The organism is Mycetocola reblochoni REB411 (assembly GCF_900163835.1).
GTDB lineage: Bacteria > Actinomycetota > Actinomycetes > Actinomycetales > Microbacteriaceae > Mycetocola_B > Mycetocola_B reblochoni.
On sequence record NZ_FUKR01000072.1, the window covers coordinates 12,046 to 38,526 of the forward strand.

The following is a 26,481-nucleotide window of genomic DNA, read 5'->3' on the forward strand; positions in this document are numbered from 1 at the left end:
CGAAAGACCGGACCCATGCCCGTCCCCCGTTTGCGCACCACCCTGTCCGTCGTCGTCGCCGCGCTCGTCGCGGTCCCGCTCACCGCCGGGCCGCCCGCCCCGTCTCCGGCGGCGGCCGCCGTCGGCATCGGCTCCGGCTCCTCCGTGCAGTCCGCGACGGTGGTCCAGGCCGCGGCGGCTGGCGTCCGCGTCGCCACCGCGAAGACGCAGCCGTTCCGCACGGCCCCCGTCCCGACGCTCAAGGGCCACGTCCGTGCGGGCGCGACGATCACGCTCACGGCCGGCACCTGGTCCCCCGCGGCGACGCTCTCCTACCGCTGGCAGCGGAACGGGAAGACGATCAGCGGCGCGACGGGCAGGAGCTACACGCTCACCGCCGCGGACATCGGCGCGAGGATCACGGCGAGCGTCACCGGCTCGGCATCGGGTCGGACGACGACGACGCGGACGAGCGCCGCGACGGTCGCGGCCGGCGCCCAGCACTTCGGCACGGCGGGGGCGCCGACGATCAGCGGGACGACGCGCTCGGGCTCGGTCCTCACGGCCAGGCCGGGGGGCTGGTCCCCCGCCCCTGGCGGCGTGGCCTACCGGTGGCTGCGCGACGGAACCGCCATCCCCAAGGCGACGGGAACGAGCTATCGCCTGACGGCGGCCGACATCGGCCGCCGCATCACCGTCGAGACGACGGCGACGCGTCAGCACTTCCGCACCACGACGACCCGGAGCGCCGCGACCCCGGCGATCACGCCCACACGGTTCACGGCCGCGCCCGTGCCGACGGTCAGCGGGACGGCCCGGGTCGGCTCGACGCTGACGGCGAAGGCGGGCACGTGGACCCCGTCGCCGACGCTCGGGTACCAGTGGCTGCGGAACGGGGCCGCCATCCCGAAGGCGACGACGGCGAGCTACACCGCGTCGGCCGCCGACGTCTCCGCCCGGCTCAGCGTCCGCGTGACCGCGAGCCGGAGCGGCCACGAGACGACATCGAGCACGAGCGCCGCCGGCTCGCCGGTCGCCGCGCTGACCTTCGCCTCCCCACCAACTCCGACCGTGTCTGGCAGCGCCGCCGTCAGGTCGAAGCTGACCGCGAAGGCGGGGTCCTGGCCGTCCTCCCCGAGCCTCGGGTACCAGTGGCTGCGCGGCGGCTCCGCCATCCGCGGAGCGACCTCGGCGTCCTACACCCTGACCAGGGCCGACCGCGCCGCGACGATCACCGTCCGGGTGACCGCGACGAAGCCCGGCTACACCACCGCGAGCAGGGCCTCCGCCGGGGTGGCCGTCCCCTCCGGCGTGCAGTCGCAGATGGCTTACCTGACCAAGCACTGGAACAACTACAACACCGGCACCTGGGGCAACCTGAACAGCATCGGGGGCGACTGCGCCAACTTCGTCAGCCAGGGCCTCATCGCCCGCGGCTGGGAGATGACGCCCGAGTGGTACAGCCGCAACCGGTCGGCGACGCGCAGCTCGTCGTGGGGCTACGTCCCGGCCATGGACGCGTGGCTGGCGAAGAACGCCAAAAAGACCGGGGCCGTCAGGCTCAGCTCCTCGCAGCGGAACAAGCTCAAGGTCGGCGACATCGGCATGTTCGACTGGAACGGCAACGGCGTCCCCGACCACACCATGACCGTCTCCAAGGTCACGACCGTCAACGGCAAGCGGAAGGTCTACTTCGTCGGCCACAACGTCGACAACCGCTACCGCGACCTCGACTACGTCTCGCCCTCCTGGCCCCGGACGGCGGTGTGGTTCTGGTCGCTCCCGCCCGAGTGAGCGCTCGGACGGCCCCCTCCTCGCTGCTCGTCGTCCTCGCGGTCGTGAGCGTCCAGTTCGGCAACGCGGCATCGGGGTCGTTCTTCGATCTCGCGGGCCCGCTGGGCGCGGCGGCGCTCCGGCTCACGCTCGGCGCGACGATCCTCGTCGTGCTGGTCCGGCCGCGCATCGCGTCGTGGGATCGCGGGACCTGGCTGGGCGCGATCGCGCTGGGGGCCGGCCTGGCGGGGATGAACACCTCCATCTACCTGGCCATCGATCGCATCCCGATCGGCGTCGCGGTCACGGTCGAGCTGCTCGGCCCTCTCGCGGTCGCCGCCGCGGGAATCCGGCGCACGGTCGACGGCCTCTGGGTGCTCGTCGCGCTGTGCGGCGTCGTGCTGCTCGGTGCCACCGCCGGGGGCGGAGCCTCGTCGCTCGGGCTGCTGTTCGCCTGCGGTGCGGCGGCGTTCTGGGCGCTGTACATCGTCGCGGCGTCCCGCCTCGGGCCGCGGGCGGCCGGCTTCGACGGCATCGCCGTGGCGATGGTCGTCGCGGCGGTTCTGAGCGCGCCCCTCGGCTGGCCGCAGGCCCTGCCGGCGGTGGTGGCGCGACCGTGGCTGCTGCTGGTGTTCGCGGCGATCGCCCTCGCGACCTCCGCGGTGCCGTACGCCCTCGAGTTCGCCGCGCTGCGCCGGATGAGCCCGCGAGTGTTCGGGGTCCTCTCCAGCCTGGGCCCGGCGATGGCCGCGGTGGCCGGGCTCGTCGTCCTCGGCCAGCGGCTCGACGCCGTGCAGCTGGCGGCGATCGCCCTCGTCGTCGTCGCGAGCGTCGGCGTCATGGCGACCGCGCGCCCGCGGCGGTCGGGCAGGGGCGGGGCCGACGGGGGCGGGTCGACGAGTCGAGAGCCGACGTCAGGGGGTCGGCGCTAGCCTGAAGGGGTGCCGCCCTCCCGCGACGACGAGCCCATGTTCTCCCGCCTTCCCCTCCTCGCTGTGGAGGAGTCGCCGGAGAACCCGATGCCCCGCGGGGCCTGGCCCGCCACCGTCGCCCCGGTCCGCGCCCTGCTCGACGACGGGCTGCCGCTCGGGGCGGCCACGGTGCTCGTGGGCGACAACGGCGCGGGCAAGTCGACGATCGTGGAGGGCATCGCCATGGCGTACGGCCTGAACGCGGAGGGCGGCTCGACCGGGGCGATGCACCGTTCGCGCGAGAGCGAGTCGCCCCTGGCCGACCACCTGCTGCTCCGCCGGGGCCCCGGCGCCTCGCGCGCGGGCTTCTTCCTCAGGGCCGAGACCATGCACGGCTTCTACAGCTACCTGGAGGAGGCGCGAATCGGCAGTGCCCTGCACGAGCGCAGCCACGGCGAGTCCTTCCTCGACCTGGTCGTCGAGCGCTCGCGCATCCGCGGCCTCTGGGTTTTCGACGAGCCGGAGTCGGCACTGTCCTTGCCCGGCTGCCTCGCCCTGATCGGCCTGCTGCGCGACCTCGTCGCCGGCGGCTCGCAGGTGATCATGGCGACGCACTCACCCGTGCTCGCGGCCCTTCCCGGCGCCGATCTGCTCGAGCTCGGCGAGTGGGGGACGCGGCGCAGCGACTACGACTCGCTCGACCTGGTGCGCGGCTGGCGCGGGTTCCTCGACGATCCCCGCCGCTACCTGCGGCATCTGGACGGCTGATCCCTGGGGGGGCCGACCGGTGCGGCGTTGCCGCGCCCGGCGAGAAGAACGACTTTTTTATCCATCATCGATCCTATACGATTGCCGACAAGCGAGCCCGTACGAAGGAGTATGAGATGCCCCAGAGCACCACTGCAGACCCCGCGACCGCCGTCGCACGCCCCCGCGTCGCCGTCACGCTCGGCGACCCGGCCGGAGTCGGCCCCGAGCTGGCCGTCCGCCTCCTCGCCGTCGACTCCAACCGGGCCGCCGCCGACATCATCGTCGTCGCCACCCGCGCCGAGCTGGACCGCGCGCAGGCCGAGGCCGGCGTCACCGTCCCCGTGAGCGACGACGGCGCGCCAGGGACCGTGCGCCTCGTCGACGGACTCGACGAGCCCGGCGACGACGTGCCACTGCGCGAGGTGAGCGAGGCCGCCGGCCGTGTCACGCTCAGCCGGCTCGAGCGCGCCCTCGACCTGGCGCGCGCCGGCGAGGTCGAGGCGATCGTGTTCGCCCCGCTCAACAAGACCAGCCTCCACCTGGCCGGCATGCACGAGGAGGACGAGCTGCGCTGGTTCGCCCGCGAGCTCGGCCACGACGGCGTCACGAGCGAGCTCAACATCCTCGGCCAGCTGTGGACCGCCCGCGTCACCTCGCACATCCCGCACGGCGAGGTCGCCCCGCACATCACCACCGACGCGGTCACCCGCTCGCTCGGCCTGCTGCACGAGGTGCTGCGCGACACCGGGATCTCGCAGCCGCGCATCGGCGTCGCCGCCCTCAACCCGCACAACGGCGAGAACGGGCTGTTCGGCCGCCAGGAGATCGACGAGATCGCCCCCGCCGTCGAGGCCGCCGCCGCCCGAGGCTGGAACGTGCGCGGACCGTTCCCCGCCGACACGATCTTCCTGCGGCGCGACGAGTTCGACGGCATCCTGACGATGTACCACGACCAGGGCCAGATCGCCATGAAGCTGCTCGGCTTCGACGGCGGCGTGACCGTCCAGGGCGGCCTCCCCGTGCTCATCGCCACCCCCGCGCACGGCACGGCCTTCGACCTGGTCGGGACCGGCCGCGCGGCACTGACCTCCACACAGAACGCCTTCGACATCGCGGCCAGCGTCGCCGCCAGCCGGGTCGCCGCGCCCGCAGCCGGCACAGGGGCCTGAGCCGAGGGGCCGGCAGGACACCGTCGTCCGTCCGGCCCCGCACGCGGCACCTCGCCACCCCTGCGCCGTGCCGCCGGGCGCACCCGCGCGCGACCCGCGCGCCCCGATCCGGCGCCACACACCGCCACGCACGACAACGCACCACCGCAGACTCCGCACCACACACCGCGCACGCCCGCATCCGCGGACGCGCACTGCCGCTCGCACCGGAGAACGGACTCCGGCGCGACCCCGTGAGGAAAGGAAGGACGATGTTGTCCTTAAGAAAGAAGATGGGCGTCACCGCCGCATCGCTGACGGGCCTGCTCGCCCTCAGCTCGTGCTCGGTGCTCGACGCCCAGGCCACCGTCCCAGAAGACTGGACGCCGCGCGGCGCCGTCAAGATCACCGTCGCCTTCGCGCCGGGCGGCGGCTCCGACCGCTCCGCCAGGGCGCTCGCGCAGGCACTCAACGAGGAGGACCTCGGCTTCAACGCCAACGTCGAGAACAAGGACGGCGGCTCCGGGGCCGTCGGCTGGTCGTCGTTCCTCGGCGAGGAGGGCAACGGCAACTCGCTCCTGGTCGCCGAGGGTGCCATCAACATCCTGCCGATCCTCTACGACGTCGAATTCGAGTACACCGACTTCACCCCCATCGCCCTGTTCGCCGAGGACTCCCGCGTCGTCGTCGCCCCGGCCGACTCGCCGTTCGAGGACTGCAACGACCTCATCGACGCCGCGAGGACCGACCGCGTGCTCGCCGGGGTCAGCGGGCTCACCGGCGCCGACGCGATCGTGCGCACCGCGCTGGAGCAGGCGGGCGGCGTCGAGTTCGACGCCGTGCCGTTCTCCTCCTCCGGCGAGGTCGTCACGGCGCTGCTGTCCGGCAACGTCGACTACGCCCCCGTCGCCGCCTCCGTCGCCGCGCCCCAGATCGAGGCAGGCGAGTTCACTGCCCTGTGCAGCATGACCGCTGAGCGCTACGACGACCCGGTGCTCGCCGACGTGGAGACCGCCAGGGAGCAGGGCATCGACGCGACCGTGTCGCTCTGGCGCGGCTTCTTCGCGGCGGGCGGCATCGACGAGGTGCAGCGCCAGTACTGGATCGACGCCGCCAAGCGCGCCATCGACAGCGGCAGCTTCGACCAGTACATCGAGCAGGACATGCTCGTTCCCACGGAGCTCTACGGCGACGACTTCGCCGACTACCTCGCCGAGTACCAGAAGGAGATGGAGGCGATCTTCTCATGACCGCCACGCCCCCCACCACGACGGCCAGGGCCCCGCGCCGCACCGTCCTCATCGCCTACGGCGTGCTCATCGCGATCGGCGCGGCCTTCGCCGTCGGTGCCGCCGTGTCCTACCCGCTGCTCCTGGAGAACAGCCAGGTCGGCCCCGGGCTGATGCCGCTGGTCGCCGGCAGCGCGCTCGTGCTCGTCGGCCTGCTTCTCGTCCGTCAGGAGCTCACGACCGGCTCCGTGCTCGAGGGCGACGGCGCCGCCGTCGACACCTCGGGCGAGGACATTGCCAAGCGACGCAGGACCCACCGCAAGCTGCTCAGCGTCATGGGCCTCACCGTCGTCGCCGCGGCACTCATCCCCGTGCTCGGCCTGCTTCCGGTGATGAGCATGCTCGTGTTCGTGCTCTCCGTGTTCGTCGAGCGCCGCCCCTGGTGGCAGGCGCTCCTCGTGGCGATCGCCGCCTTCGTCGTGGCGTACGTCATCTTCGTGGCGGTCCTGATGACCCCGCTGCCCTTCGGCATCTTCAACCCCGACGTCTGGAGCCGACTGTGATCGACAACCTCGTCCTCGGCTTCCAGAACGCCTTCACGCCGGAGAACCTGCTCTGGTGCTTCATCGGTGTGCTGCTCGGCACCATCATCGGCATCCTCCCCGGCCTCGGCTCGTCGACGGGTGTCGCCATCCTCATCCCCGTCACCCTCGCCTTCGACCCGCTGACCGCGCTCATCATGCTCGCCGGCATCTACCACGGCTCCCAGTTCGGGGCCACGATCACGGCGATCCTCATCGCGACCCCCGGGGAGGCGTCATCCGTGGTGTCGACCCTGGACGGCTACCAGATGGCGAGGAAGGGCCGAGCGGGGCCCGCGCTGGCGATCTCCGCGCTCGGCTCGTTCACCGCGGCGATGATCTCGCTCGTCGCCCTCATGGCCGTCGCGCCCGTGTTCGCCAGCGTCGCGCTCACCTTCGGCCCGCCGGAGATGCTCGCGGTGATGATCCTCGGCCTGTCGACGATCGTCGTGTTCGCCAGCCGCAACGTCCTCATCGGCGTCGCGATGGGCCTCGGCGGACTGCTGCTGGCCACGGTCGGCGTCGACGTCGGCTCGGGCACCGCCCGCTTCGCCTTCGGCCAGGTCGAGCTGTACTCCGGCATCCCCTTCGTCGAGGTCATGATCGGGCTCTTTGCCCTCGGCGAGCTGCTCAACCAGTTGCACCAGGGGGCCGTCAAGCCGATCAGGGCGCGCTTCCGCGACCTGATCCTGACAAAGGAGGACCTGCGCCGCTCCGTCCCGTCCACGCTGAGGGGCACGCTCATCGGCTTCGTCGTGGGCATCCTCCCCGGCGCCGGGTCGACGCTGGCCTCGTTCATGGCCTACGGGGCGGAGAAGAAGTTCTCCAAGAACCGCGACCAGCTGGGCACCGGCGCGATCGAGGGCGTCGTCGCCCCCGATGCGGCGACGAACTCCTCGGCGAACATGAACTTCGTCCCCACCCTGACGCTCGGCGTCCCCGGCGGCGCGACGACGGCGGTGCTGCTCGGCGCGTTCCTGATGTACGGGATCCAGCCGGGGCCGCTGCTGTTCGAGAACCAGCCGGGGCTGGTCTGGGGCCTGCTGGTGTCGTTCTTCATCGGCAACGTGATCCTGCTCGTGCTCAACCTGCCGATGGCCCCGGTGTTCGCCCAGGTGCTGCGCGTGCCGTACAGCTACCTGTACCCGCTCATCATCTTCACGAGCATCGTCGGTGCCTACACGGTGGCCAACAACTCCTTCTCGGTGTGGATCGTGCTCATCTTCGGCGTCATCGGCTACGCGATGAAGCGGCTCAACCTGCCGATGGCCCCGCTCGTGCTCGGCCTGGTCATCGGACCGCTGCTGGAGAAGTCGCTCGTGCAGACCTCGGCGCTCGGCGACGGCAACATCGGCATCGTCTTCGAGAGCCCGATCGCGCTGGTCATCCTCGGCCTGGCCGTGCTGATGGTCTTCGGCGGTCGCTTCCAGAAGAAGCTGACGCAGTCGGTGATGGGCGGCCGCAAGGGCGGCAAGGGCGGAACGCGCAACGGTTCCGCCTTCGTCACGGAGACCAGCTCGGTCGAGGCCGTCGGCGAGCTGGCCGACGAGATCCGGGCCGACGAGCGGGCCGCGGCCGCCGCGGCCAGGGACTCCCGTCCGGACCGCCGCGGCGACGGCCCGAGCGGCCGGGGAGGAGGGACCCCTCCCCCCGACGGAGACTGAGCCGCCTCCGTCCCTCGCGCGGCGCCCCCGGACCCTCCGGGGGCGCCGCGCCCGTTTTCCGCCGAGATCGAGGACCACCATGACCACGACCCCCGCATCCGTCCCGCCCGTCCCGCGCCGGGAGCCCGCCGTCGTCGAGATCGACAGGAAGGCGCTGAGGGATCACGTCTCCGAGCTGATCCTCGAGCTGCTGCTCCGCGGCGAGTTCGCCCCCGGCGAGCGCCTGGGCATCGAGAACCTGGCGAGGCGGATCAACGTCTCCCCCACCCCGGTCAGGGAGGCGCTCGTCCAGCTGGAACGGACGAAGCTGATCACCAGGGAGGCGCTGAAGGGCTACCGCGTCGCGCCTCCGTTGGACGCCACGCAGATGAGCCAGCTCTCCGCCGCCCGGCTCATGCTCGAGACGGAGGCGGTCCGGCTGGCGACGCCTCTCGGCGCCGAGGGCGTGGAGCGCCTCCGTGCGGCGCAGCGTCGGCACGCCGAGGCGGGGGCCGGAATCATCGAGCGCGGGGAGGCGGCGATCGGCGACGCGGAGCTGACCGGGCACTACTTCGCCTGCGACACCGCGTTCCACCGGGTCTTCATCGAGTCATGCGGGAACCCGTTCATCGTCGAGATGACCGATGCGCTCGGCGCGCAGCTGCACCGCATGCGCCAGACCGTGTCGCACGGCGTCACCGACGTCGCCGAGGCGATCGCCGAGCACGCAGCGATGGCCGAGGCGATCGCGTCCGGCGACCCGGACGCGGCATCGGCTGCCGTGCGCGCCCATCTGCTCCGCGTCCAGGACCGCGCGCTCCGTGCCGCTGGACCGCTCGGATCACCCGGCCCGCCTTCATGCACGCATTGATGCATGCATCAGCTACACTGACGGAGTGACACCACCAAACAGCACCCTCCCCTGGGAGCGCCTCACCGAGCGCAGCCCCCTCGCCGCCCGCATCGCGGCGCACACCGCACAGGCCATCATCGAACGACGACACCGAGAGGGCGAGCTCATCACCGAGTCCGAGCTCGCCGACGCCAACGGCGCCAGCCGCACCCCCGCGCGGGAGGCGATGGTCCAGCTCGAGACCTGGGGCCTCGTCCGCCTCGCGCCCAAGAAGGGCGCCATCGTGACGGCCGTCACCCCGGAGGAGCGGCGCGATCTGCTCGCCGTGCGCACGCTGTTCGAGGCGAACGTCCGGCCCGACGCGGCCACGGCCGACGCCCTCGCCGAGGCCCTCGCCGCCAACCTCGAGCGCCAGGAGAGCGCCCTCACCCGCTCCGACCTGCTCGACTTCGCCGGCGCCGACCACGGGTTCCACTCGCTGCTCATCCAGTCCAGCGGCAACAGCGTGACCATGGAGATCCTCGACCGGCTCGGTCCGCGCCTGGCCCGGCTCACCTACCAGGTGATCGCCGAGCACCCCGAGCGCATCGCGGTGTTCCTCAGCGAGCACCGCGTCCTCGCGCGGCACCTCGCCGACGCGGACCGCGAGCACTACGCCGAGCTCGTCCGCGCTCACATCAGCGCCGGCCACGCCGACGCCGTGACGGTCGCCCCGTGAGCGCCCGCGACGCCGCAGCGATGAGCGCACGCGCCCGCAGCAGGGCCTGGCTGCTGCCCGTCCCTGCCATGTTCAACCTGGCCTACGGCGGCAACCACTTCACCCCGCTGCTCCACCTGTACGAGCAGGCCGGCGGCTACACCCCGTGGCAGGCCAACCTGCTCCTCGGCATGTACGTCGGCGGGCTCATCCCCGGACTGCTCCTGGCCGCGGCGATCTCCGACAAGCACGGGCGCAAGCCCGTCCTCGTCGCGGGGACCGTCATCGCGCTGGTCGGCAGCACCATGCTCGCGGCGGGTCTGCACACCTTCGTGCTGCTCTGCGTCGGCCGCGTCCTCGCGGGGATCGGCGTCGGCGTGGCCATGTCGGTCGGCACCAGCTGGATCAAGGAGCTCTCCTCCGCCCCCTTCGACCCGGACGCCCCGGCCAGCGCCGGCGCCAGGCGCCCCTCGATGACGCTGACCTTCGGCTTCGGGCTCGGCGCGGCCGTCAGCGGCAGCCTCGCCCAGTGGGGTCCGGTGCCGACGGTCATGCCCTACCTCGTCCACATCGGCTTCAGCATCGTCGGTCTGGCCCTGCTGATCCGCGCCCCCGAGTCGCTGCCGACGGAGCGCAGGGCGACCGGCGACTGGTGGCGCGACCTCCGGGTGCCCTCCACCGCGCACCGGAAGTTCCTCGGCGTCGTGCTCCCCGCCGCCCCCTGGGTGTTCGCGGCCGCCGGCGTGGCCTACGCCGTCATGCCCGCGCTCGTCGAGGACCAGCTCGGCGACGGCACGACCGTGTACGCGACGGGGCTGACCGTGCTCACGCTCGGTGTGGGCGCCGCCGTGCAGAACCTCGTGCCCTGGATCAACCGGGTCACGGGGAACCGCGCCGTCGTGGTCGGGCTCGTCCTCATGACGGCGGGGATGGCGTTGTCCGAGTACAGCGCCGTCGTCACCGTTCCCGCTCTCTCCCTCGCGGTGGCCGTGCTGCTCGGGATGGCGTACGGCGTGCTCATCGTCGCCGGGCTGATCATCGTCCAGCGGATCGCCACGCCCCAGGACCTGGCCGGGCTGACGGGTGTGTACTACTCACTCAGCTACACCGGGTTCCTGCTGCCGACGGTGCTGAGCGCACTCGTGCCCGTCCTTGCCTACCCGGTGTCGCTGACCATCGTGACCGGGGTCTGCGCCCTGTCCCTGCTGCTGGTGATGCGCAACCTGCGCCGCTGATCGCCAACCGGACCTGACCGGCCACGGACGGGCTCGGGCGTCGGGCGTCCGGCGGACCGACGCGGCCACGGGGCTCAGGCCGGGGCGATCTGCCGGATCGCCTCGGCCATCGTCCCGGCGATCTCGGCGGTCTCGGCGAGGGTGTGCAGCGGCGACTCGCGCAGGCCGCTGGCGACGAAGGACGCGAGCGCGGTGGCCTGCCAGGACAGACCGAGGTGGCCGTCCCTGCCGCTGTCGTCGACCCAGCGCACCGGCTCGTCGAGCTCCGGCCCGCTGAGCGTCAGCGTGGTCGGCGTGTAGAACAGCTCGCCCGTCTCGATGCGCGCCTGCGACCCCGCGATGAACGCGCGCGAGGGCGACGCCGCCGCCAGGCTGGTCGTCAGGGTCGACTGGCGCCCCTCACCGTGGTCGAGCACGAGCGTCGCCGTCGCGTCCACCCCCGTGCCCGTTCCCGTGCCGACGGCCGTGAGGGCGCGGGGCGCGCCGAACACCATCGAGTCGAACTGCACCGCGTACACCCCGAGGTCGAGCACGGCACCGCCGGCCAGCTCCGGCCGATAGAGCCTCCCGTTCGGGTCGAAGGGGATGAGCTGCCCGTGGTCGGCGACGACCGTGACCGGGTCGCCGAGCAGCCCCTCCCGCAGGACGGCGCGCAGCACCGCGGCCTGCGGCAGGTAGCGCGACCACATCGCCTCCATGAGGAACACCCCGGCCTCGGCGGCCGCGGCGGCGAGCAGCCGGACGTCCTCCGCGGTCGTCGCCATCGGCTTCTCGATGAGGACGTGCTTGCCCGCGGCGATGGCGAGCAGCCCCAGCTCCCTGTGCTCGCTGTGCGGCGCGGCGACGTACACGACGTCGACCTCGGGGTCCTCGACGAGCTCGCGGTAGGAGCCGTAGGCCGACTCGATCCCGTGCTCGGCGGCGAAGCGCTGCGCCCGGTCGAGCGATCGGGAGCCGACGGCGACGGGGCGCTGCACCGTGTGCCGAAGGGAGCGGACGAAGGCGGCGGCGATCCCGCCGGGCGCGAGGATTCCCCAGCGCAGCGCGGGCTCGCCGGCATCGGTCTCGAAGCGGGGGTCGGAGGGCAGGGATCGCACGGGGTCTCCTTCGATCGGGCGGTCGGTCCCAGTCAACCGCATCGGGGACCGCGCACGCGAGCGTCCCGCGGGTCCCGTCACGCCGGGTCGCCGTCCTTGTCCGTCAGGGTGCGATCTGCCAGCCTGGGGGCATGGCTGCTACTGACACCACCATCGCCCGCGCCCTCCGGCTCAAGGAGCTGCACGAGGCACCAGAGATCCTCCGCGTCGTCAACGTCTGGGACGCGATCAGCGCCGCGACGGTCGCCGCGACGCCCGGCACCGAGGCCATCGCCACGGCCGGCCACTCCATCGCCGCGAGCCACGGCTACCCCGACGGAGGGATGCCGCTCGACGTCGCCCTCGCCGGCATCAAGACGATCGTCGACGCCGTGGAGCTGCCGGTCACGGCCGACCTCGACGACGGCTACGACAGCCCGGGTGAGACCGTGCGCCGGGCGATCGGACTCGGCGTCGTCGGCGCGAACGTCGAGGACAGGCTCCGCCCGTTCGACGAGTCAGTCGAGCGGGTGCGCGCCATCGTCGCCGCGGCCGAGGCCGAAGGCGTCGCGTTCCAGCTCAACGCCAGGACCGACGCCATCGTGCGCGGCGGCGACCGGCCGATCGGCGAGAGCATCGACGACGCGATCGCGCGGGGCAGGGCGTTCCTGGACGCGGGCGCCTCGCTCGTGTTCGTGCCCGGCGCCATCGACCGCTCCACCGTGGAGCCGCTCGTCGCCGGACTCGGCGAGGGGAAGCTCTCCGTGATCGGGCTTCCGGGCGCGCTGACCGCCGCGGAGTTCCAGCAGCTGGGCGTCGCCCGCGTGTCCTACGGCCCGCTGACCCAGCGCGTGGCGCTGCGCGCGCTTCGCGACCTCGCCACGGACCTCTACGGCTCCGGCGTCATCCCCGAGGACACCCCCGAGCTGAACTGACCCGGCCGTCCGCCCGCGACGGGGTGCCGCTCCACACGGAGCGGCACCCCGTCGTCAGTGGGAGCGCAGCTCCTCGATGAGCTCGTCCTTGCGCTTGCCGGAGTAGCCGGTCAGCCCGAGCTCCTTCGCCCTGCGGCGCAGCTCCGGCACGGTCCACTGCTCATAGGACCCCGCCTCCCCTCCGCGCTCGGCGACGCGGGATCGGCCGTCCCTCGCGGCCGCGTTGGCGATGCGGGCGGCCTTCTCCTCGGAGGCGCCCTCACGGCGGAGCGCGTCGTACAGCTCCGGGTCCTTCACGGACGGGCTCTGTCGTCTCGGCATGTCTCGCCCTCCTCTGACGGTCGGGGACGACCGGCGCGACGGGCCGTCCGTTCGTGTGCGCCACGCTACGCCGAGACGGGGCGGACCGCGACCCCGCGTCCGCCCGTCCGCTGCTCAGATCCAGCCGCGCTCGCGCGCCTCGATGGCCGCCTGCTGGCGGGTGCGCAGGTGCAGCTTGCCGAGGATCGACGACACGTGGTTGCGGACCGTCCCCGGCGACAGGTGCAGGGTGGAGGCGATCTGGGCGATCGTCTCGCCCCCTGCGCCGGCGCGGAGCACGTCGAGCTCCCTGTCGGTCAGGGGGCTGCGCTCGTCGGCGAGGGCGTCCGCGGCCACCTCCGGGTCGATGTAGCGGCGGCCCCCGGCGACCTGACGGATCACCTCGGCGACGTCCTGCGCCCTCCGCGACTTGGGCATGAAGCCGTGCACCCCCGCGGCCAGCGCGCGGCGGAGCACCCCCGGCCTGGCGTGCCGCGTGACGGCGACGATCCGCGTCGCCACGGTCCGCCGCAGCACGGCGGCGGCGTCGACGCCGTCCATCCCCGGCATCTCCACGTCGAAGAGGCAGACGTCGGGGGTCAGGCGCGTGGCCACCTCGACCGCCTCGGCGCCGTCACGGCACTCGGCGATCACGTCGATGTCCGGCTCGAGCCGCAGCAGCGCGGCGAGCGCCGTGCGGATCATGTCCTCGTCGTCGGCGATGAGCACCCGGATCACGCTGCCCCCTCCGCACCGCGGGGGACCCGGGCCTCGAGGACGAACGTCCCGTCGCCCCCGCCTGTCGAGAGGTGGCCGCGGGCTTCCCCCACCCTGCTCGCCATGCCGGGGATGCCGCTTCCCTCGCGACGAGCGGCGCCGTCCCGGGCCGGGGCGCCGTCGTGACCGCCCACACGCACGTCCCCGTCCCCGTCGTCCTCGGCAGTCTCCGCGTCGTTGACCGCGCGGAACAGCCAGTCGTCGCCGTCCCGGCGCAGCTCCAGGGCCGCGGTCCGGCCGCCGCCGTGCTTGAGGATGTTCGTCGTGCTCTCGCGGACGACCGGGCCGAGCACCTCCCCCGGGGCGCCGCGCGCCTCCCCGTCGACGCGGACCGTGACGGCGATGCCCGCCGCGGTCAGCAGGTCGGCGGCGTTGGCCAGCTCGTCGGGCAGAGGCACCCCCCTGAACCGCGTCGCCAGGTCCCTTGTCCCCGCGCGCGCCTCGTCGACGGAGCGCTGCGCCGCGCGGAGCTGATCACGGGCGGCCGCGGCGTCCTGACCGATGAGCCGCTCCGCGAGCTCCAGCTGGAGCGCGATGACCTGCAGGTGGTGCCCCTGAAGATCGTGCACGTCACTGGCCATGCGCAGACGCTCCTGGGTGGCCGCGAGCCGGGACTCGGCGTGCCTGGCCGAGTCGAGCGCCCTGACGATGTCCCACCACCAGAACATGCTCACGACCGTGGCGGGGAGCAGCATGGCGAACGCGATCATCGCCAGCCACCCGGGCAGCGCCAGAACGGGAACGCCCTCGAGCAGGCGGTCGAACTCGACCCAGGCGACGAGCACGATCACGACGGTCCACAGCGCCGTCACCCGGCCACGGACGCCGCGCGGCCAGGGCAGGATGCAGACGGGGACGGCGACGAGGGAGCAGGCGAGGGTCACGCTGAGCGCCCCCCAGCCGGCCGCGACGGCGGCAAGCGCGCCGATGAGCGTCCACGCCGTGGTCCGCGACCAGCGCAGGGCGACCCGCTCTCCGGGAGGCATCCGCCAGTAGTGGGTGCCGAGCACGCTGAGCGCCACCAGCCAGACGACGGCCCCCACGGCGTACAGCACGACCCTGGCCGGGTCCGCCTGCGGCCGGAACAGCGTCAGGCCCCAGGCGAGGAGCACCATGACGGAGACGACCATGGCCGAGCCGAAGGTGTACCACCACGTCGCGACCACGCCCCTTCCTGTCGGCGGGACGGTCTCAGTCAGGGGGGTCGTGACGCTCACGACGCCCACCCTACGGCCATGACAGATGTCATGGCCTCGCCCGCCGATGCTCCCGCCGAGCGGTGACACCGGGGCACTGCCGCCGGAGCGCGGTCCGCGGTGGACTGGACACCGTCGCCGCCGATGGGGCCACCGCCCCTCCGGGCATCCCGGCCCCGGCGACGGGCGCGATCCCCTCGGACAGCGATCCGCCCCTCCGACCGTCCGCAGCGAAAGGCCCACGCCATGTCGAACGCCCTCACCGATCTGATCGTCAACTTCCAGGAGCTCGTCGCCCAGGTCCCCGACCCCGTCCAGCCGCTCATCGTCGCGCTCGCCGGCGCCGTGCCGTTCATCGAGGGCGAGGGCTCCGCCTCGATCGGCATCATCGGGGGGATCCACCCCGTCGTCGCCGCCGTCGCCGGGATCGTCGGGAACTTCCTCTGCGTGGCGGTCGTCGTGCTGATCGGTTCGAGGGTGCGCAGCGCCGTGACCACACGGAGGGGCGGCGGCACGGCGGAGACCTCGCCCCGTCGTGAGAAGTTCCAGCGCGCCTTCACCCGTTACGGGGTCCCCGGCGTGAGCCTGCTCGGGCCGCTCCTGCTGCCCACGCAGTTCACGGCCGTCATGCTCAGCGGCGCCGGCGTGAGCACACGGCGCGTGCTGCTCTGGCAGGGTGTGGCGATCGTCATGTGGACGACGCTGTTCACCCTCATCCTCACCGGCGTGCTGCGGTTCGCCGGCGCCTGATCCGGCGGGACGCGAGCGGGCGGCGGGGCGCGAGCGGGCGGCGGGGCGCGAGCGGGCGGCGGGGCGCGAGCGGCGCCCGGCCGTCATCGTTTCGCCGCCGCCCGACGACGGGCGGCAGCGGGTGGACGGCGATCAGCGCTCGACGCTGAGGACCTCCCCCGACGCCGCATCGACGAGAACGTCGCTCGTACGCAGGGCCTCGCCCTCGCGGATGTCGACCTCCCACCGGACGGTGCCGTTCTCCTCGTCGAGGGCCGCGCCGTCGACGGTGCCCTCGACCTCGGCCCTGGCGGCGTCGACCGCCTCGACCAGGCCGATCCCCGCGGCGTCGATCTCGGCCCTGTCGTCCGCGTCGAGGGTGTCCTCGTCGCCCTGGCCGAGGACCTCGGTGCCGTCGGAGGACACCCGGACCTCGGTGCTGCGGTCCCCGGAGACGACGAGGACCTGCCACTCGGAGGAGCCCTCCTCCCAGTCGAGCTCCCAGGCACGCGAGCCGTCGACCGCCCCCTCGGCCGCGGCGACCACGGCCGCGATGTCGTCCGTCGCCGGCTGGGCGGCCGCGGTCCCGGCGGGGGAGGCGCTCGCGCTCGGCGCCGCGGTCCCCGTCGCGCCTGCCCCGGCCGGGGACTCGGCCGCCGGGTCGCCCGAGCAGGCGCTCAGGGCAAGGGCGGAGCCGAGGGCGAGGACGAGGGCGGGGCGCAGACGTGTCGTTTCCATGCGCCTCATTGTCCCGGCCGCGCCGGCCGGCCGACAAGGCTCAGCGGCCGCCGCACAGCGAATCCTGCGGCGGGGAGCCAACGCCGAGCGCCCGGCCCGTGGTCGTCACGGGCCGGGCGTCGGTCACGCCGCTGCGGGCGGGCGGTCAGCTGTTCGCCACGCGGTCGTCCGCGGCTCTCACTCGGTGCCGTCCGCGGGCACCGCGCCGTTCCGGCGGCGCCGCGCGATCAGCGCGAACCCGGCGACGCCGAGCAGCAGCGCGGCGAGCAGTGCCGCCACGGCCGCATCCGTTCCGGTGCGGGCCAGATCGTCGGCGGAGGCTGCGGCGGGAGAGGCGGTTCCGTCGGCGTCACCGGAGCCGGCCGTCGCCTCGGATCCGTCGGAACCGGTGGCGGAATCGGAGCCGTCGGAGTCGGAACCGGCCGAGGCGTCCGCGCCGGAGCCCGAGCCGTCCGCACCGGAGCCCGCCGAGCCCGAGCCGTCCGCGCCCGAGCCCGAGCCGTCCGTGTCGCTGCCGCCCGTCGGCGGCTCCGTCTCGCCCGGCTCCGGCTCCTCGGGCGTCACCGCGGCGAGCGCGAGGAACGGAACGACGACCGGGCCGGCCGTGTAGTCCATGACCTCTGACTGCTCGCGGTCACCGGAGATGATGTCGATCGCGTTCGCGTCGTCGGTGACCGTGTCCCTGGCCTCGTTGGCGTCCGTCCAGTCACCGGCGCCCCCGCCGAAGCGGAACGGCCCGACGAAGTCGGGGCAGCCCTCGCCCGCGGCGCAGGAGGTGCTGTAGACCGGGCGGACGCCGCCGACGCCCTCGCCCTCCTCCGCACCGCTGAGCATGGACACCTGGTACTCGGCGGTGGCCAGGTCGACCCCCTCGAACACCTCGTCGTCGACCGAGGCGATGATCGTCCCCGCGGGGAGGACGGTGAGTGCGGCGTCCCCGACGCGCTCCTGCTCGGCGTCGTACACGCCGGTGCCGAAGCGGGCGTCGGCGTAGCGCCCGTCGGCGACGATCGCGTGGGACCACTCGCCGTCGCCGGACATGTTCGTCCCCGGCAGCAGCGGTGTCGACGCGGCCGACTCATCGGCCGCACGGAGCAGACCCGAGCGCGCGGCGGGAGCGGGAGCGGGCTCCTCCCCCGCGGCGTCGCGCAGGTAGACGTTCACCCTCTGGGTGCTCATCCCGTCGCCGCCCCAGGGGTTCGCGATCGTCCCCTCCGTCGTCACGACGAAGCGCGCGGTGCCCTCGTCGTCGTAGACGTCGAAGCCCGTCAGGTCGAGGCTGCCGGGGTTGAAGGCGCTGTTCGTCGGGTAGGTGTAGTCGCCCTGGCCCACGTCGTCTCCGCTCGGGTCGGTCAGGTGGCCGAGGCGCGAGCCGAGCGCCGTCACGGTGCGCCGCTCCACGGCGATGCCGTCATCGGCCGAGCGCGCCGTCACGACGAGACGGTTGGTGATCTCCGGCAGGGTCACCGCCGCGGTGAAGGAGCCGTCGACGAGCTCGGCCTCCGTCGCCTGCCCGTTCACCGACACCGTGACCCGTGCCGCGTCGCTGGTGCCGCGCAGCGTGAGCGAGCGCGAGTCGGCGATGGACCCGTCGGCCGGGCCGTCGAGCGTGAGGCTCGGGGCCTGTCCGGTGGGCGCATCGTCGCCCGTGGCGTTCCAGCTGTCCCAGGTGTCCGCGTCGAAGTCGAGCCGGCCGAGCTCGGTGCTCGCCCAGTTGTCACCGGCCTTAAGGATGGTCTCGCCGCCGACGCGGTAGTTGTTCAGCAGCAGGCCGTTGCCCTCGGTCATCTCGTCGCCGAGCGTCACCCGCTCCCCGGCGCTGTTGGTGAACGTCGAGAACTTGCTCGCCTGCGAGGAGGGGTCCAGGTCGTTCCACTCGTCGATGTCGAGTCCGTCGATGGTGATGTTCTCGGTGTTCGCCATCGCGAACAGCCGCACGGCGCAGTTGACCTTGCCCTCGACCCTGGTGTCGGTGAACGTCATGTTCCGCACGGTCTGGGTCGGGTCGGCGCGGTCCGTGGCCGACATGTCCTCCCAGTGCGTGGAGGAGTTGAAGACGCAGGTGTTGTACTTGACGTCCTTCCAGTACATCCGGTTGTGGATGACGTCGGTGTTCGTCACGGAGACGCCGTCGATCTCGCGCGGGCCCCAGCCCCACTGCACGACGGGACCGTTCTCGTTCTTCCAGATCACGGTGTTCTGGATCTGCACGTCGTCGTGGTACATCTTCAGGACGTCGTCGTTGGCGTGGAAGAAGGTGTCGGACATCCGGCCGCCGGGGTACAGCTCGATGCCGTCCGTCTGCCAGTACCAGCTGCCGACCTGCTTGTAGTCGTCGACGGTCATGGTGAAGTCAGTGACAAGGACCTCGCCGATGTCGTCGTGCTGGTAGACGACGAAGGAGTGGTACGGAGGGTTCGCGATGGTCACGCCCTGCAGTTCCAGCTGCTGGGCGTCGTCGGAGGACTCGAACTGCAGCATCTTCACGCAGTCGGAGTGGCAGTTCTCGTTGACGTTGTGCTCGTAGCCGTTCGTGGTGTCGGGCTCGTAGACGTACTGCTCGCCGGAGAGCACGCCGAGGCCGGTGACCTTGTAGTGCGGCTGGGTGTTGTCGGCGAAGCGGAATGCGCCCTTCACGTAGGCGCCGGGAGCCAGGTACACCCAGCGCACGTTCGCCGGGAGGACCGCGTGGTAGTCGGACCCCATGTCGTACACGCCTGGCTCGAAGTAGATGATCTCCTCGCTGATGTCGTTGAGGTCGTTCACGCGCCCCTCGGCGGGCCGGTGGATGCTGCCGTCGGCCTCCGTGGGGATGGTGCGCTCCGTCTCGGCCTGGTCGGGGGCGGCGTTGGCGAACACCATGAGGGAGTTGCGCGGCTCGGTGTGCACGGCCCTGTTGCCCTCGGCCTCGGTCGTGAGCAAACCGCTGGCGTCGCTCATGTCGTTGTAGGCCGTGAACAGCTGCGGGTCGAACTCGACGGAGAAGCGGTAGCCGCCCTCGCTGTAGGGAACGGTGACGCGCACCGTGGTGTCGTCGACGAGCTCCGTGTGCAGGCCGAGGTCGGTCGGCCTGATCGTCACCTGGTCGACAGAGTCGATCGTCTGGCCGGTCGTGAGCGAGACGTCGACGGTCGCGTCGGCGCTGTACTCGAAGCTCGACCAGCTCATCGAGAGCCCGGCGTCGGCGGCGAACTCGGCGCCGTCCTGCTCCGTGTAGCCGATCTTGCCGTTGCCCGAGCGCGGAACGCTGAGGTAGACGAAGGAGTCGTTCCCCGCGGCGGGGTCGGCCGCGCTGGCGACGGAGGCGGAGTAGAACGGCGACTGCCTGACCTGGTCGTCGGCGATCGGGCCGGTCGTGGCGATCGCGTTGTCGTGGCCCCAGGTGGTGGGCGCCTCGTCGGCGGCGGCCGCGGGTGCGGATGCTGCCGCGGTGCCGAGCGAGCCGAAGACGAGGGCGGCCAGCGCGGCGAGCGCGACCCCTCCTCGTCGGCGGCGCTGAGCCGGGCGGGCGGAGAGTGCGGTCATTGTCGTGTCCCTTCAGAACGTCGTTGTCGTGAGACGGGAGTGGTGATCGTCGTGGGTGGACGGCGCGGCCGGGGGATCACCGTCCCCGGCCGCGCCGGTGCGGTCAGACCGCGAGGACGCGTGCCTCCCACGGGCGCAGGCGCGCCGCGCCGTCGTCCGGGTAGTTGGCCAGGACCTGGCTCGCGCCGGCCCAGTCCGCGGGCAGCTCCGCGTCGACGCCCGCCCCGGACAGGTTGGCGACGACGAGCAGCCGCTCGTCGCCGAGCCGCCGCTCGAAGGCGAACACGGCCGGATCGCCGGCGTCGACCCGGGTGAAGTCGCCGCGCGCGACGACGGGGTTCTCGTGCCGGAGCGCGACGAGGCGACGGTAGTGGTTGAACACCGAGCCCTCGTCGTCGTACTGCGCGGCCGCGTTCAGCCACGAGTGGTTGGGGTTGACGCCGATCCACGGGGCTCCGGTGCTGAACCCGGCCTGCTCGCCCGCGTCCCACTGCACGGGCGTGCGGGCGTTGTCCCGTCCGCCGCGCCGGATGCGCTCGAGGGTCTGCTCAGCGGTCAGGCCCAGCTCGGCGGAGCGGGCACGGAAGTTGAGGCTCTCCACGTCGCGGATGGCGTCCAGGTCGTCGAAGGAGCCGTTGGTCATGCCGATCTCCTCGCCCTGGTAGATATAGGGCGTTCCCCGCTGCAGGTGAAGCATGGTCGCCAGCGCCGTGGCCGACTCGCGCCAGAACTCACCATCGTCGCCGAAGCGCGACACCGCGCGCGGCTGGTCGTGGTTCGACAGGTACAGGCTGTTCCAGCCGGTCTCGCCGAGGGCCTCCTGCCAGCCGGAGAGCGAGTCGGCGAGCGCACCGGGCTCCAGCGGAACGGGCTGGAACTTGTTGCCGTCGTGGTCGAGGCCGACGTGCTCGAACTGGAACACCATGTTGAGCTCGCGCCTGGCCGGGTCCGTCGTCAGCAGGGCCTCGTCCACGTCGACGCCGGGCATCTCGCCGACGGTGATGAGCGGGCGGCGGCCGTCGAAGACCTCTCGGCGCATCTCCTGCAGGTACTCGTGCAGCCGGGGGCCGTGGGCGTAGTGGGGGAAGCCGTCGCCCCTGCCGGTCCGGGGGTCCGGCTCGGCGTCGGGCAGCGCGGTGTCCTTGGAGATGAGGTTGATCACGTCCATCCGGAAGCCGTCGACGCCGCGGTCGAGCCACCAGCGCATCATGGAGTAGACCGCGCGGCGCACCTCCGGGTTCTCCCAGTTGAGGTCGGGCTGCTTCGGGTCGAACAGGTGCAGGTAGTACTGCCCCGTCTCCTCGTCGAGCGTCCAGGTGGGTCCGGAGAAGAACGACTCCCAGTTGGTCGGCTCCGCGCCGGGCTCACCCGGCGTGCTGCCCGGCCGGGCGTCGCGCCACCAGTACCAGTCGCGCTTGGGGTTGTCGATGGAGGAGCGGGACTCCCTGAACCAGGGGTGCTCGTCCGAGGTGTGGTTGACGACGAGGTCCATGACCAGGCGCATGCCGCGCGAGTGCAGCTCGGCGATGAGCTCGTCGATGTCGGCGAGCGTGCCGAACACCGGGTCGACGTCCTGGTAGTCGCTGATGTCGTAGCCCGCGTCGGCCTGCGGGGAGGTGTACACCGGCGAGAGCCAGACCACGTCCACGCCGAGGCGCTGCAGGTGGTCGACCTTGCCGATGATGCCCCTGATGTCGCCGACGCCGTCGCCGTCGGAGTCGGCGAAGCTGCGCGGGTACACCTGGTAGACGACGGCGGAGGTCCACCAGTCGTCGTCGGTCGGGGCGGCGAGGGGGGCGAGGGCGGTGTCGGTCATTTGACGGCTCCGAGGTTGACTCCGCGCATGAGGGTGCGCTGGAAGAGAAGGAAGAAGATCAGGGCGGGCAGGATGCCTGCCAGGGATGCGGCCGCGAGCGAGGTCGGGTCGCTGGTGTACTGGCCGCTCAGCGCGCCGAGGGCGACGGAGACGGTCTGGTTGTCCGCGCTCGGCAGCAGCACGAGCGGGAGGAAGAAGTCGTTCCACGTCCAGATGAAGAAGAACGTGATGAGCACGGCGAGCGTGGGCCGGGTCAGGGGGAACACGATCCGGGTGAGGATCTGGAACCGCGATGCCCCGTCGATGCGGGCGGCCTCGAGGACCTCCGGAGGGAACGCCCCGAGGATCGAGGCGAGCATGTAGGTGCCGAAGGCGCTCTGCAGGACGGACAGGATGATGATCACCCCGAGCTGAGTGTCGTACAGGCCCAGCTCCCTGGTGAGGATGAACAGCGGGTAGACCAGCGCCTCCTGGGGGATCGTGAAGGCGAGCATGAAGATCGCGAGGATCCACACGCGGCCCTTGACCCGGCCGATGCCGATGGCGAAGGCGCTGACGAGGCTGATCGCCGCGGCGATGAGCGCGACACTTCCGCTGATGACGACGCTGTTGACGAGCTTCTGGTTGAAGTCGACGCTCTGCCAGAACGCGACGAGCGCACTGAAGTCGAGTGTCGTCGGCAGCGAGGTCGGGCCGGTCTGCAGGTACTCCTCCGCCGGCTTGAAGGCGTTGATGAGCGCGAGCCAGAACGGGAACAGCATGAGCAGCGCGCACACCGCCATGACGACGAGCACGACCCAGCCGCTGACGCCCCGGCGGCTGCGGCTGCCCCTGCGCTTCTTCGGGCGCGGCACGGGTGCGCCGGTCGCCGGAGGCAGCAGCGCGCTCTCCGGCGCGCGGCCCGGCTTGATGACGGTCATTTCTCGAACCCTTCCGTGTTCCGGGTCTGGAACAGCAGCAATCCGACCGCGATGACGGTGATGACCAGGGCCAGCACGGTGGCGACGGCCGCTCCGTACCCGACCTGGGAGGTGGTGAAGAAGCTGGAGAAGGAGAAGTACGACGGAACCATGGTGCTCGTTCCCGGCCCTCCCTTGGTCAGCACGAAGATAGGGGCGAAGACCTTGAGCGCCGCGACGGAGGTCGTGATGATGACGACGGCGATCTCCGGCCGCAGCTGGTTGAGGGTGATCATGCGGAACCGCGTCATCCAGCCGGCGCCGTCCAGCTCGGCGGCCTCGTACAGCGCCGGGTCGACGCGGGACAGGCCGGCCATGAACAGCACGACCGTGTAGCCGATCTGCAGCCAGATGAGGACGTTGACGACCGCCCAGATCGCGGTGTCGGAGTCGCCGAGCCAGTTCTGCCTCAGGGCTCCGAGGCCGATGCTGTCGAGGATGCTGTTCCCGACGCCGTACTCGGGCTGGTAGATCCACTTCCACAGCACGCCGGCCACCGCGATGGGCAGGATCTGGGGCAGGTAGAACATGGCCCGCATGATGCTGGACACACGGGTGCCGAAGCGCGGGGCGATGAAGTCGAACAGCACGGCCGCGACGAAGACGCCGAGGGCCGTGGGGATGATCGCCATCGCGAAGATGAAGACGATGCTGTTCACGAACGACGCCCAGAAGGTGGGGTCGGCCGCGAGCCTGGCGTAGTTGTCCAGCCCGATGAACACCGGTGTGCCGACGCCGCGGTACTGCGTGAGGCTGAGGTAGATGTTCATCCCGAACGGGATGAGGACGACGGCCGCGAATCCGATGGCCCCGGGGATCAGGTACGCCCAGTACCCCCCGGCCGGTTCGAGTCGCGAGCGACGCCGCGGCGGTGCGGTGGCTGCTGAGGTCATGATGCTGCTGCTTTCTCCTGCCAGGGGCGGGCGGCGGCGCATTCGCCGCCGCCCGCCGTCGGATCGCTACTTTCCGGTGTCGGTGCGGCCCTGGTCGTAGGCGTTCTTGATCGCCTCGACGGCCTGCTCCGGCGTCTTCGTGCCCTGGACGAGCTCGGTGTTGTTCTGGATGAGGACGTCGTTCAGTCCGGGGACGGGCCAGTCCGGGTATCCGGCGAGGCCGCCGTCAGCGCTGTCCTGCAGCTTCTGGAACTCGCCGAGGACGAGCTGGCCGACGGGCGAGGTGATCGCGTCGAGGTCGGCGGCGACGGGCACCTGGCCTTCCTCACCGAGCAGGTTCTGCACCTCTTCGCTCATCGTGATGTCGATGAAGTCGTAGGCGAGCTCCTTGTTGGAGGCCTTCTCGGGGACGACCCAGAGGTTTCCGCCCGAGCCGGGCGTGAGGTCGCTTCCGGGGAACAGGAACTGGTCGAACTCGAAGTCGTCGATGCCGTCGACGAAGGGCCCGGCCCACCAGGTACCGGAGAAGAACAGCGGGTAGGTGCCCGCGGTGAACGCGTTTCCGGCGTCCTGCGCGGGGATGCCGGTCGAGTCGGAGCTGATGTAGCCCTTCTCGGTCCACTCGGCGACCTTGTCGGCGGCGAACTCCCAGGCGTCCCAGTCGACCTCGCCGTTGAACTGCTGGTAGGCGGCGACGGAGTCCTCGTCCATCTTCTGCAGCGCGAGGGCGTACAGCAGGTGGGGGCCGGGGTAGTCGGCGGAGCCGAGGGCGAGGGGGGTCACGCCGTTGTCGACGAAGGTCTGCATGACGTCCTCGAGCTCGTCGAGGTTCGTCGGGACGCTGAGGTCGTACTTCTCGAAGCTGTCCTTGTTGAACCACATCGGCACGTACTCGCCGTAGTTGGTCACGCCGTAGCGCTGGCCGGAGCCCATGAGGCCGTTCTCGTAGAGGCCGACGTCCTGGACGGAGCCGTCGACGTCCCAGCCGCGCTCGGCGGCGACGTCGGTGAGGTCGGTGAGCAGGCCCGCCTGCGAGACGAGGCCGGCGGTGGCGTTGCCCTTGAGGTACTCGAGCACGTCGGGGGCGTCGTCCGAGTCGAGCAGGAGCTGACCCGACTGCTGCATCTGCTCGTAGGTCTTGAGCTCGAACTCGACGGTGACGTCGGGGTGCTTCTCCTCGAAGATCTCGATGGCGCGGTTCCAGCCGGTCGACAGTGCCGACTCGTCGTTCTCCCACCACCAGACCTTCAGCGTGTCGCCGCTCTCGGCCTCCCCCTGGCCTGCGGACGAGCAGCTGCTCATCCCGAGTGCGACGAGAGCTGTGGCTGCGACAGCGACCCCCACCTTCGTCCTCCGGTTGCTGAACACGTTGACCTCCTATGGTCCTTGGCGCGTGCCCCTCGTTGGACACGCAATTATGTTTACCGCAAACGTATTAGACGGTCAAGACGACGCTTTGCTAGGCTCACCCCAGTTCATTTCATACATAACGAGCAAAATGCGGGGGTGCCATGGCGAGCACGCGCGACCGGGCCTGGGACTCGGACGCCGGGGCAGCTCTCCCCGTCGCGATCGAGGTGCTCCGGCGGGGCCCCATCTCCCGCGCCGAGATCGGCCGCAGGCTCGGCCTCTCGCACGCCTCGCTCAGCAGGCTGAGCACGCCGCTCATCGAGAGGGGGGTGCTCGTCGACGTCGGCGAGCAGAGCAGCGGACGGGTCGGGCGCCCCTCCCGCCTCCTCGACGTTGACGCGTCCTCGCACCACTTCCTCGGCGTCAAGGTCCGCGAGAGCGAGATCGTCGCCGCCGTCACCGACCTGCGCGGCGACGTCGTCGACAGCCTCACCGTCCCCACCGGCGAGCGCACGCCGGAGGCCATCGCCACGCACATCGCCGGCGTCTACGCGACGCTGTCGGCCGACCACCCCATCACCGGCATCGGCATCGGCGTCGGCGCCGCCGTCCGCGACAGGCGCACCGTGGTCAGCGCCGGATTCCTCGGCTGGGCCGAGGTTCCGCTCGCCGACCTCATCGAGCGGGAGACGGGGATCCCCACCCTCGTCGAGAACGACGTCGTCGCCCTGTGCGAGTACGAGGGCTGGTTCGGGACGGCCAACCACGACGACCGCTTCGCCGTGGTCACGCTCGGAATCGGCACCGGCTTCGGGCTCGTCCTCGGCGGCGAGCCGATCGTCAACGACGACTACGGCCTCGGCCTGGTCGGCCACTGGCCGATGGACCCGTCCGGGCCGCTCTGCCCCCGCGGCCACCGCGGCTGCGCCGCCGCGCTGCTCAACTCCGACGCCATCAGCCGCTACGCGACGGAGGCGCTCGGCCGCCCGATCGGCTTCGACGAGGTGCTGGACATGGCCGAGGCCGGCGAGCCGGTGGCCGAACGCATCGTGCGCGATGCCGCCCGCGGCCTCGGCGTCCTCCTCGCCGGCATCTGCAACCTCGTCCTCCCCGAGCGCATCATCATCGCCGGGGAGGGGGTCCGCGTCGCCGAGATCGGCCACGACACCCTGCTCGAGAGCATCCGGTCACTGAGGGACGAGCGCGCCTCGACACCGCCGATCAGCTTCTCGACGGGAACGAACGTCGAGTGGGCGCGCGGCGCGGCCGTCCTCGCCATCCAGACCTTCGCCCTCGGCCGCTCCGCCGCGGACGCCGCGGGAGCGTGAGCCGCCCGGCCTTGCTCCGCCCACTCTCCTGAGTAAGCTCATGAACAGGGACTCGCACGG

At 71.9% G+C, this 26,481-nt stretch carries 23 protein-coding genes; 13 read left to right on the forward strand and 10 right to left on the reverse strand.

All coding sequences use genetic code 11. The features are described 5' to 3' along the window. Window positions 1–15: 15 nt before the first annotated feature. From FM119_RS12360 to FM119_RS12405, 10 genes are all read left to right on the forward strand, one after another. Window positions 16–1,773, forward strand: coding sequence for an amidase domain-containing protein (locus FM119_RS12360; protein ID WP_087138462.1), 1,758 nt, complete (start codon window positions 16–18; stop codon window positions 1,771–1,773). Beyond that, on the forward strand, window positions 1,770–2,684 hold the full coding sequence (locus FM119_RS12365) for an EamA family transporter (RefSeq protein WP_087138463.1): 915 nt from the start codon (window positions 1,770–1,772) through the stop codon (window positions 2,682–2,684). The genes FM119_RS12360 and FM119_RS12365 overlap by 4 nt, the downstream gene beginning before the upstream one ends. 9 nt (window positions 2,685–2,693) lie before the next feature. Then, a complete protein-coding gene (locus tag FM119_RS12370; protein WP_420845591.1) occupies window positions 2,694–3,431 on the forward strand; it encodes an AAA family ATPase in 738 nt (245 codons plus the stop codon). 116 nt (window positions 3,432–3,547) lie between these two features. Continuing rightward, complete coding sequence (locus FM119_RS12375) at window positions 3,548–4,582, forward strand: 4-hydroxythreonine-4-phosphate dehydrogenase PdxA (RefSeq protein WP_087138465.1); 1,035 nt, start codon at window positions 3,548–3,550, stop codon at window positions 4,580–4,582. Window positions 4,583–4,833: 251 nt separating this feature from the next. After that, a complete protein-coding gene (locus FM119_RS12380; protein WP_245827484.1) occupies window positions 4,834–5,811 on the forward strand; it encodes a tripartite tricarboxylate transporter substrate binding protein in 978 nt (325 codons plus the stop codon). Next, entirely contained in the window at window positions 5,808–6,353 is a 546-nt protein-coding gene (locus tag FM119_RS12385) for a tripartite tricarboxylate transporter TctB family protein (RefSeq protein ID WP_087138467.1), read from the forward strand. The genes FM119_RS12380 and FM119_RS12385 overlap by 4 nt, the downstream gene beginning before the upstream one ends. Beyond that, on the forward strand, window positions 6,350–8,035 hold the full coding sequence (locus tag FM119_RS12390; RefSeq protein ID WP_087138468.1) for a tripartite tricarboxylate transporter permease: 1,686 nt from the start codon (window positions 6,350–6,352) through the stop codon (window positions 8,033–8,035). Before FM119_RS12385 ends, FM119_RS12390 begins: the two co-directional genes overlap by 4 nt. A 79-nt stretch (window positions 8,036–8,114) precedes the next feature. Continuing rightward, window positions 8,115–8,885, forward strand: coding sequence for a GntR family transcriptional regulator (locus tag FM119_RS12395; RefSeq protein WP_087138469.1), 771 nt, complete (start codon window positions 8,115–8,117; stop codon window positions 8,883–8,885). Between the two features lie 25 nt (window positions 8,886–8,910). Then, window positions 8,911–9,585: a GntR family transcriptional regulator gene (locus FM119_RS12400; protein ID WP_179205331.1), complete on the forward strand. Its 675-nt coding sequence runs from the start codon at window positions 8,911–8,913 to the stop codon at window positions 9,583–9,585. Next, window positions 9,582–10,799 carry an MFS transporter gene (locus FM119_RS12405; RefSeq protein WP_245827485.1) on the forward strand — a complete coding sequence of 406 codons (1,218 nt, stop codon included), beginning with the start codon at window positions 9,582–9,584 and terminating at the stop codon, window positions 10,797–10,799. The genes FM119_RS12400 and FM119_RS12405 overlap by 4 nt, the downstream gene beginning before the upstream one ends. A 74-nt stretch (window positions 10,800–10,873) precedes the next feature. Here the strand turns inward: FM119_RS12405 and FM119_RS12410 are convergent, their stop codons facing one another. Then, window positions 10,874–11,896, reverse strand: coding sequence for a Gfo/Idh/MocA family protein (locus FM119_RS12410; protein ID WP_245827487.1), 1,023 nt, complete (start codon window positions 11,894–11,896; stop codon window positions 10,874–10,876). 131 nt (window positions 11,897–12,027) lie between these two features. On the opposite strand from FM119_RS12410, the gene FM119_RS12415 reads away from it, so the two are divergent. After that, window positions 12,028–12,810 carry an isocitrate lyase/PEP mutase family protein gene (locus FM119_RS12415; protein ID WP_087138471.1) on the forward strand — a complete coding sequence of 261 codons (783 nt, stop codon included), beginning with the start codon at window positions 12,028–12,030 and terminating at the stop codon, window positions 12,808–12,810. 54 nt (window positions 12,811–12,864) lie between these two features. On the opposite strand, the gene FM119_RS12420 is transcribed toward FM119_RS12415, so the two are convergent. From FM119_RS12420 to FM119_RS12430, 3 genes are all read right to left on the reverse strand, one after another. Then, on the reverse strand, window positions 12,865–13,131 hold the full coding sequence (locus tag FM119_RS12420; RefSeq protein ID WP_087138472.1) for a DUF7218 family protein: 267 nt from the start codon (window positions 13,129–13,131) through the stop codon (window positions 12,865–12,867). 114 nt (window positions 13,132–13,245) lie between these two features. Further along, window positions 13,246–13,848 (reverse strand): response regulator transcription factor, encoded by a 603-nt coding sequence (locus FM119_RS12425; protein WP_087138473.1) that lies wholly within the window; start codon window positions 13,846–13,848, stop codon window positions 13,246–13,248. Then, complete coding sequence (locus FM119_RS12430) at window positions 13,845–15,104, reverse strand: sensor histidine kinase (RefSeq protein ID WP_143822714.1); 1,260 nt, start codon at window positions 15,102–15,104, stop codon at window positions 13,845–13,847. Before FM119_RS12430 ends, FM119_RS12425 begins: the two co-directional genes overlap by 4 nt. Before the next feature lie 225 nt (window positions 15,105–15,329). Between FM119_RS12430 and FM119_RS12435 the strand changes: the two genes are divergently transcribed. After that, window positions 15,330–15,833: a small multidrug efflux protein gene (locus FM119_RS12435; protein ID WP_087138475.1), complete on the forward strand. Its 504-nt coding sequence runs from the start codon at window positions 15,330–15,332 to the stop codon at window positions 15,831–15,833. A 132-nt stretch (window positions 15,834–15,965) separates the two neighbouring features. On the opposite strand, the gene FM119_RS12440 is transcribed toward FM119_RS12435, so the two are convergent. The 6 genes from FM119_RS12440 to FM119_RS12465 form a co-directional block, all read right to left on the reverse strand. Next, window positions 15,966–16,550 (reverse strand): PepSY domain-containing protein, encoded by a 585-nt coding sequence (locus FM119_RS12440; protein ID WP_087138476.1) that lies wholly within the window; start codon window positions 16,548–16,550, stop codon window positions 15,966–15,968. A gap of 177 nt (window positions 16,551–16,727) precedes the next feature. Beyond that, complete coding sequence (locus tag FM119_RS12445) at window positions 16,728–20,075, reverse strand: family 49 glycosyl hydrolase (protein ID WP_087138477.1); 3,348 nt, start codon at window positions 20,073–20,075, stop codon at window positions 16,728–16,730. A 103-nt stretch (window positions 20,076–20,178) separates the two neighbouring features. After that, window positions 20,179–21,891 carry a glycoside hydrolase family 13 protein gene (locus FM119_RS12450; RefSeq protein WP_087138478.1) on the reverse strand — a complete coding sequence of 571 codons (1,713 nt, stop codon included), beginning with the start codon at window positions 21,889–21,891 and terminating at the stop codon, window positions 20,179–20,181. Beyond that, window positions 21,888–22,811, reverse strand: a complete 924-nt coding sequence (locus FM119_RS12455) for a carbohydrate ABC transporter permease (protein WP_087138479.1) — start codon at window positions 22,809–22,811, stop codon at window positions 21,888–21,890. Before FM119_RS12455 ends, FM119_RS12450 begins: the two co-directional genes overlap by 4 nt. After that, window positions 22,808–23,743 carry a carbohydrate ABC transporter permease gene (locus FM119_RS12460; protein ID WP_087138480.1) on the reverse strand — a complete coding sequence of 312 codons (936 nt, stop codon included), beginning with the start codon at window positions 23,741–23,743 and terminating at the stop codon, window positions 22,808–22,810. The genes FM119_RS12455 and FM119_RS12460 overlap by 4 nt, the downstream gene beginning before the upstream one ends. Window positions 23,744–23,809: 66 nt before the next feature. Next, window positions 23,810–25,111: an ABC transporter substrate-binding protein gene (locus FM119_RS12465; RefSeq protein WP_218778783.1), complete on the reverse strand. Its 1,302-nt coding sequence runs from the start codon at window positions 25,109–25,111 to the stop codon at window positions 23,810–23,812. A gap of 143 nt (window positions 25,112–25,254) precedes the next feature. Here FM119_RS12465 and FM119_RS12470 point away from each other — a divergent pair, with 143 nt between their 5' ends. Beyond that, on the forward strand, window positions 25,255–26,421 hold the full coding sequence (locus tag FM119_RS12470; RefSeq protein ID WP_087138481.1) for an ROK family protein: 1,167 nt from the start codon (window positions 25,255–25,257) through the stop codon (window positions 26,419–26,421). Window positions 26,422–26,481 lie beyond the last annotated feature (60 nt).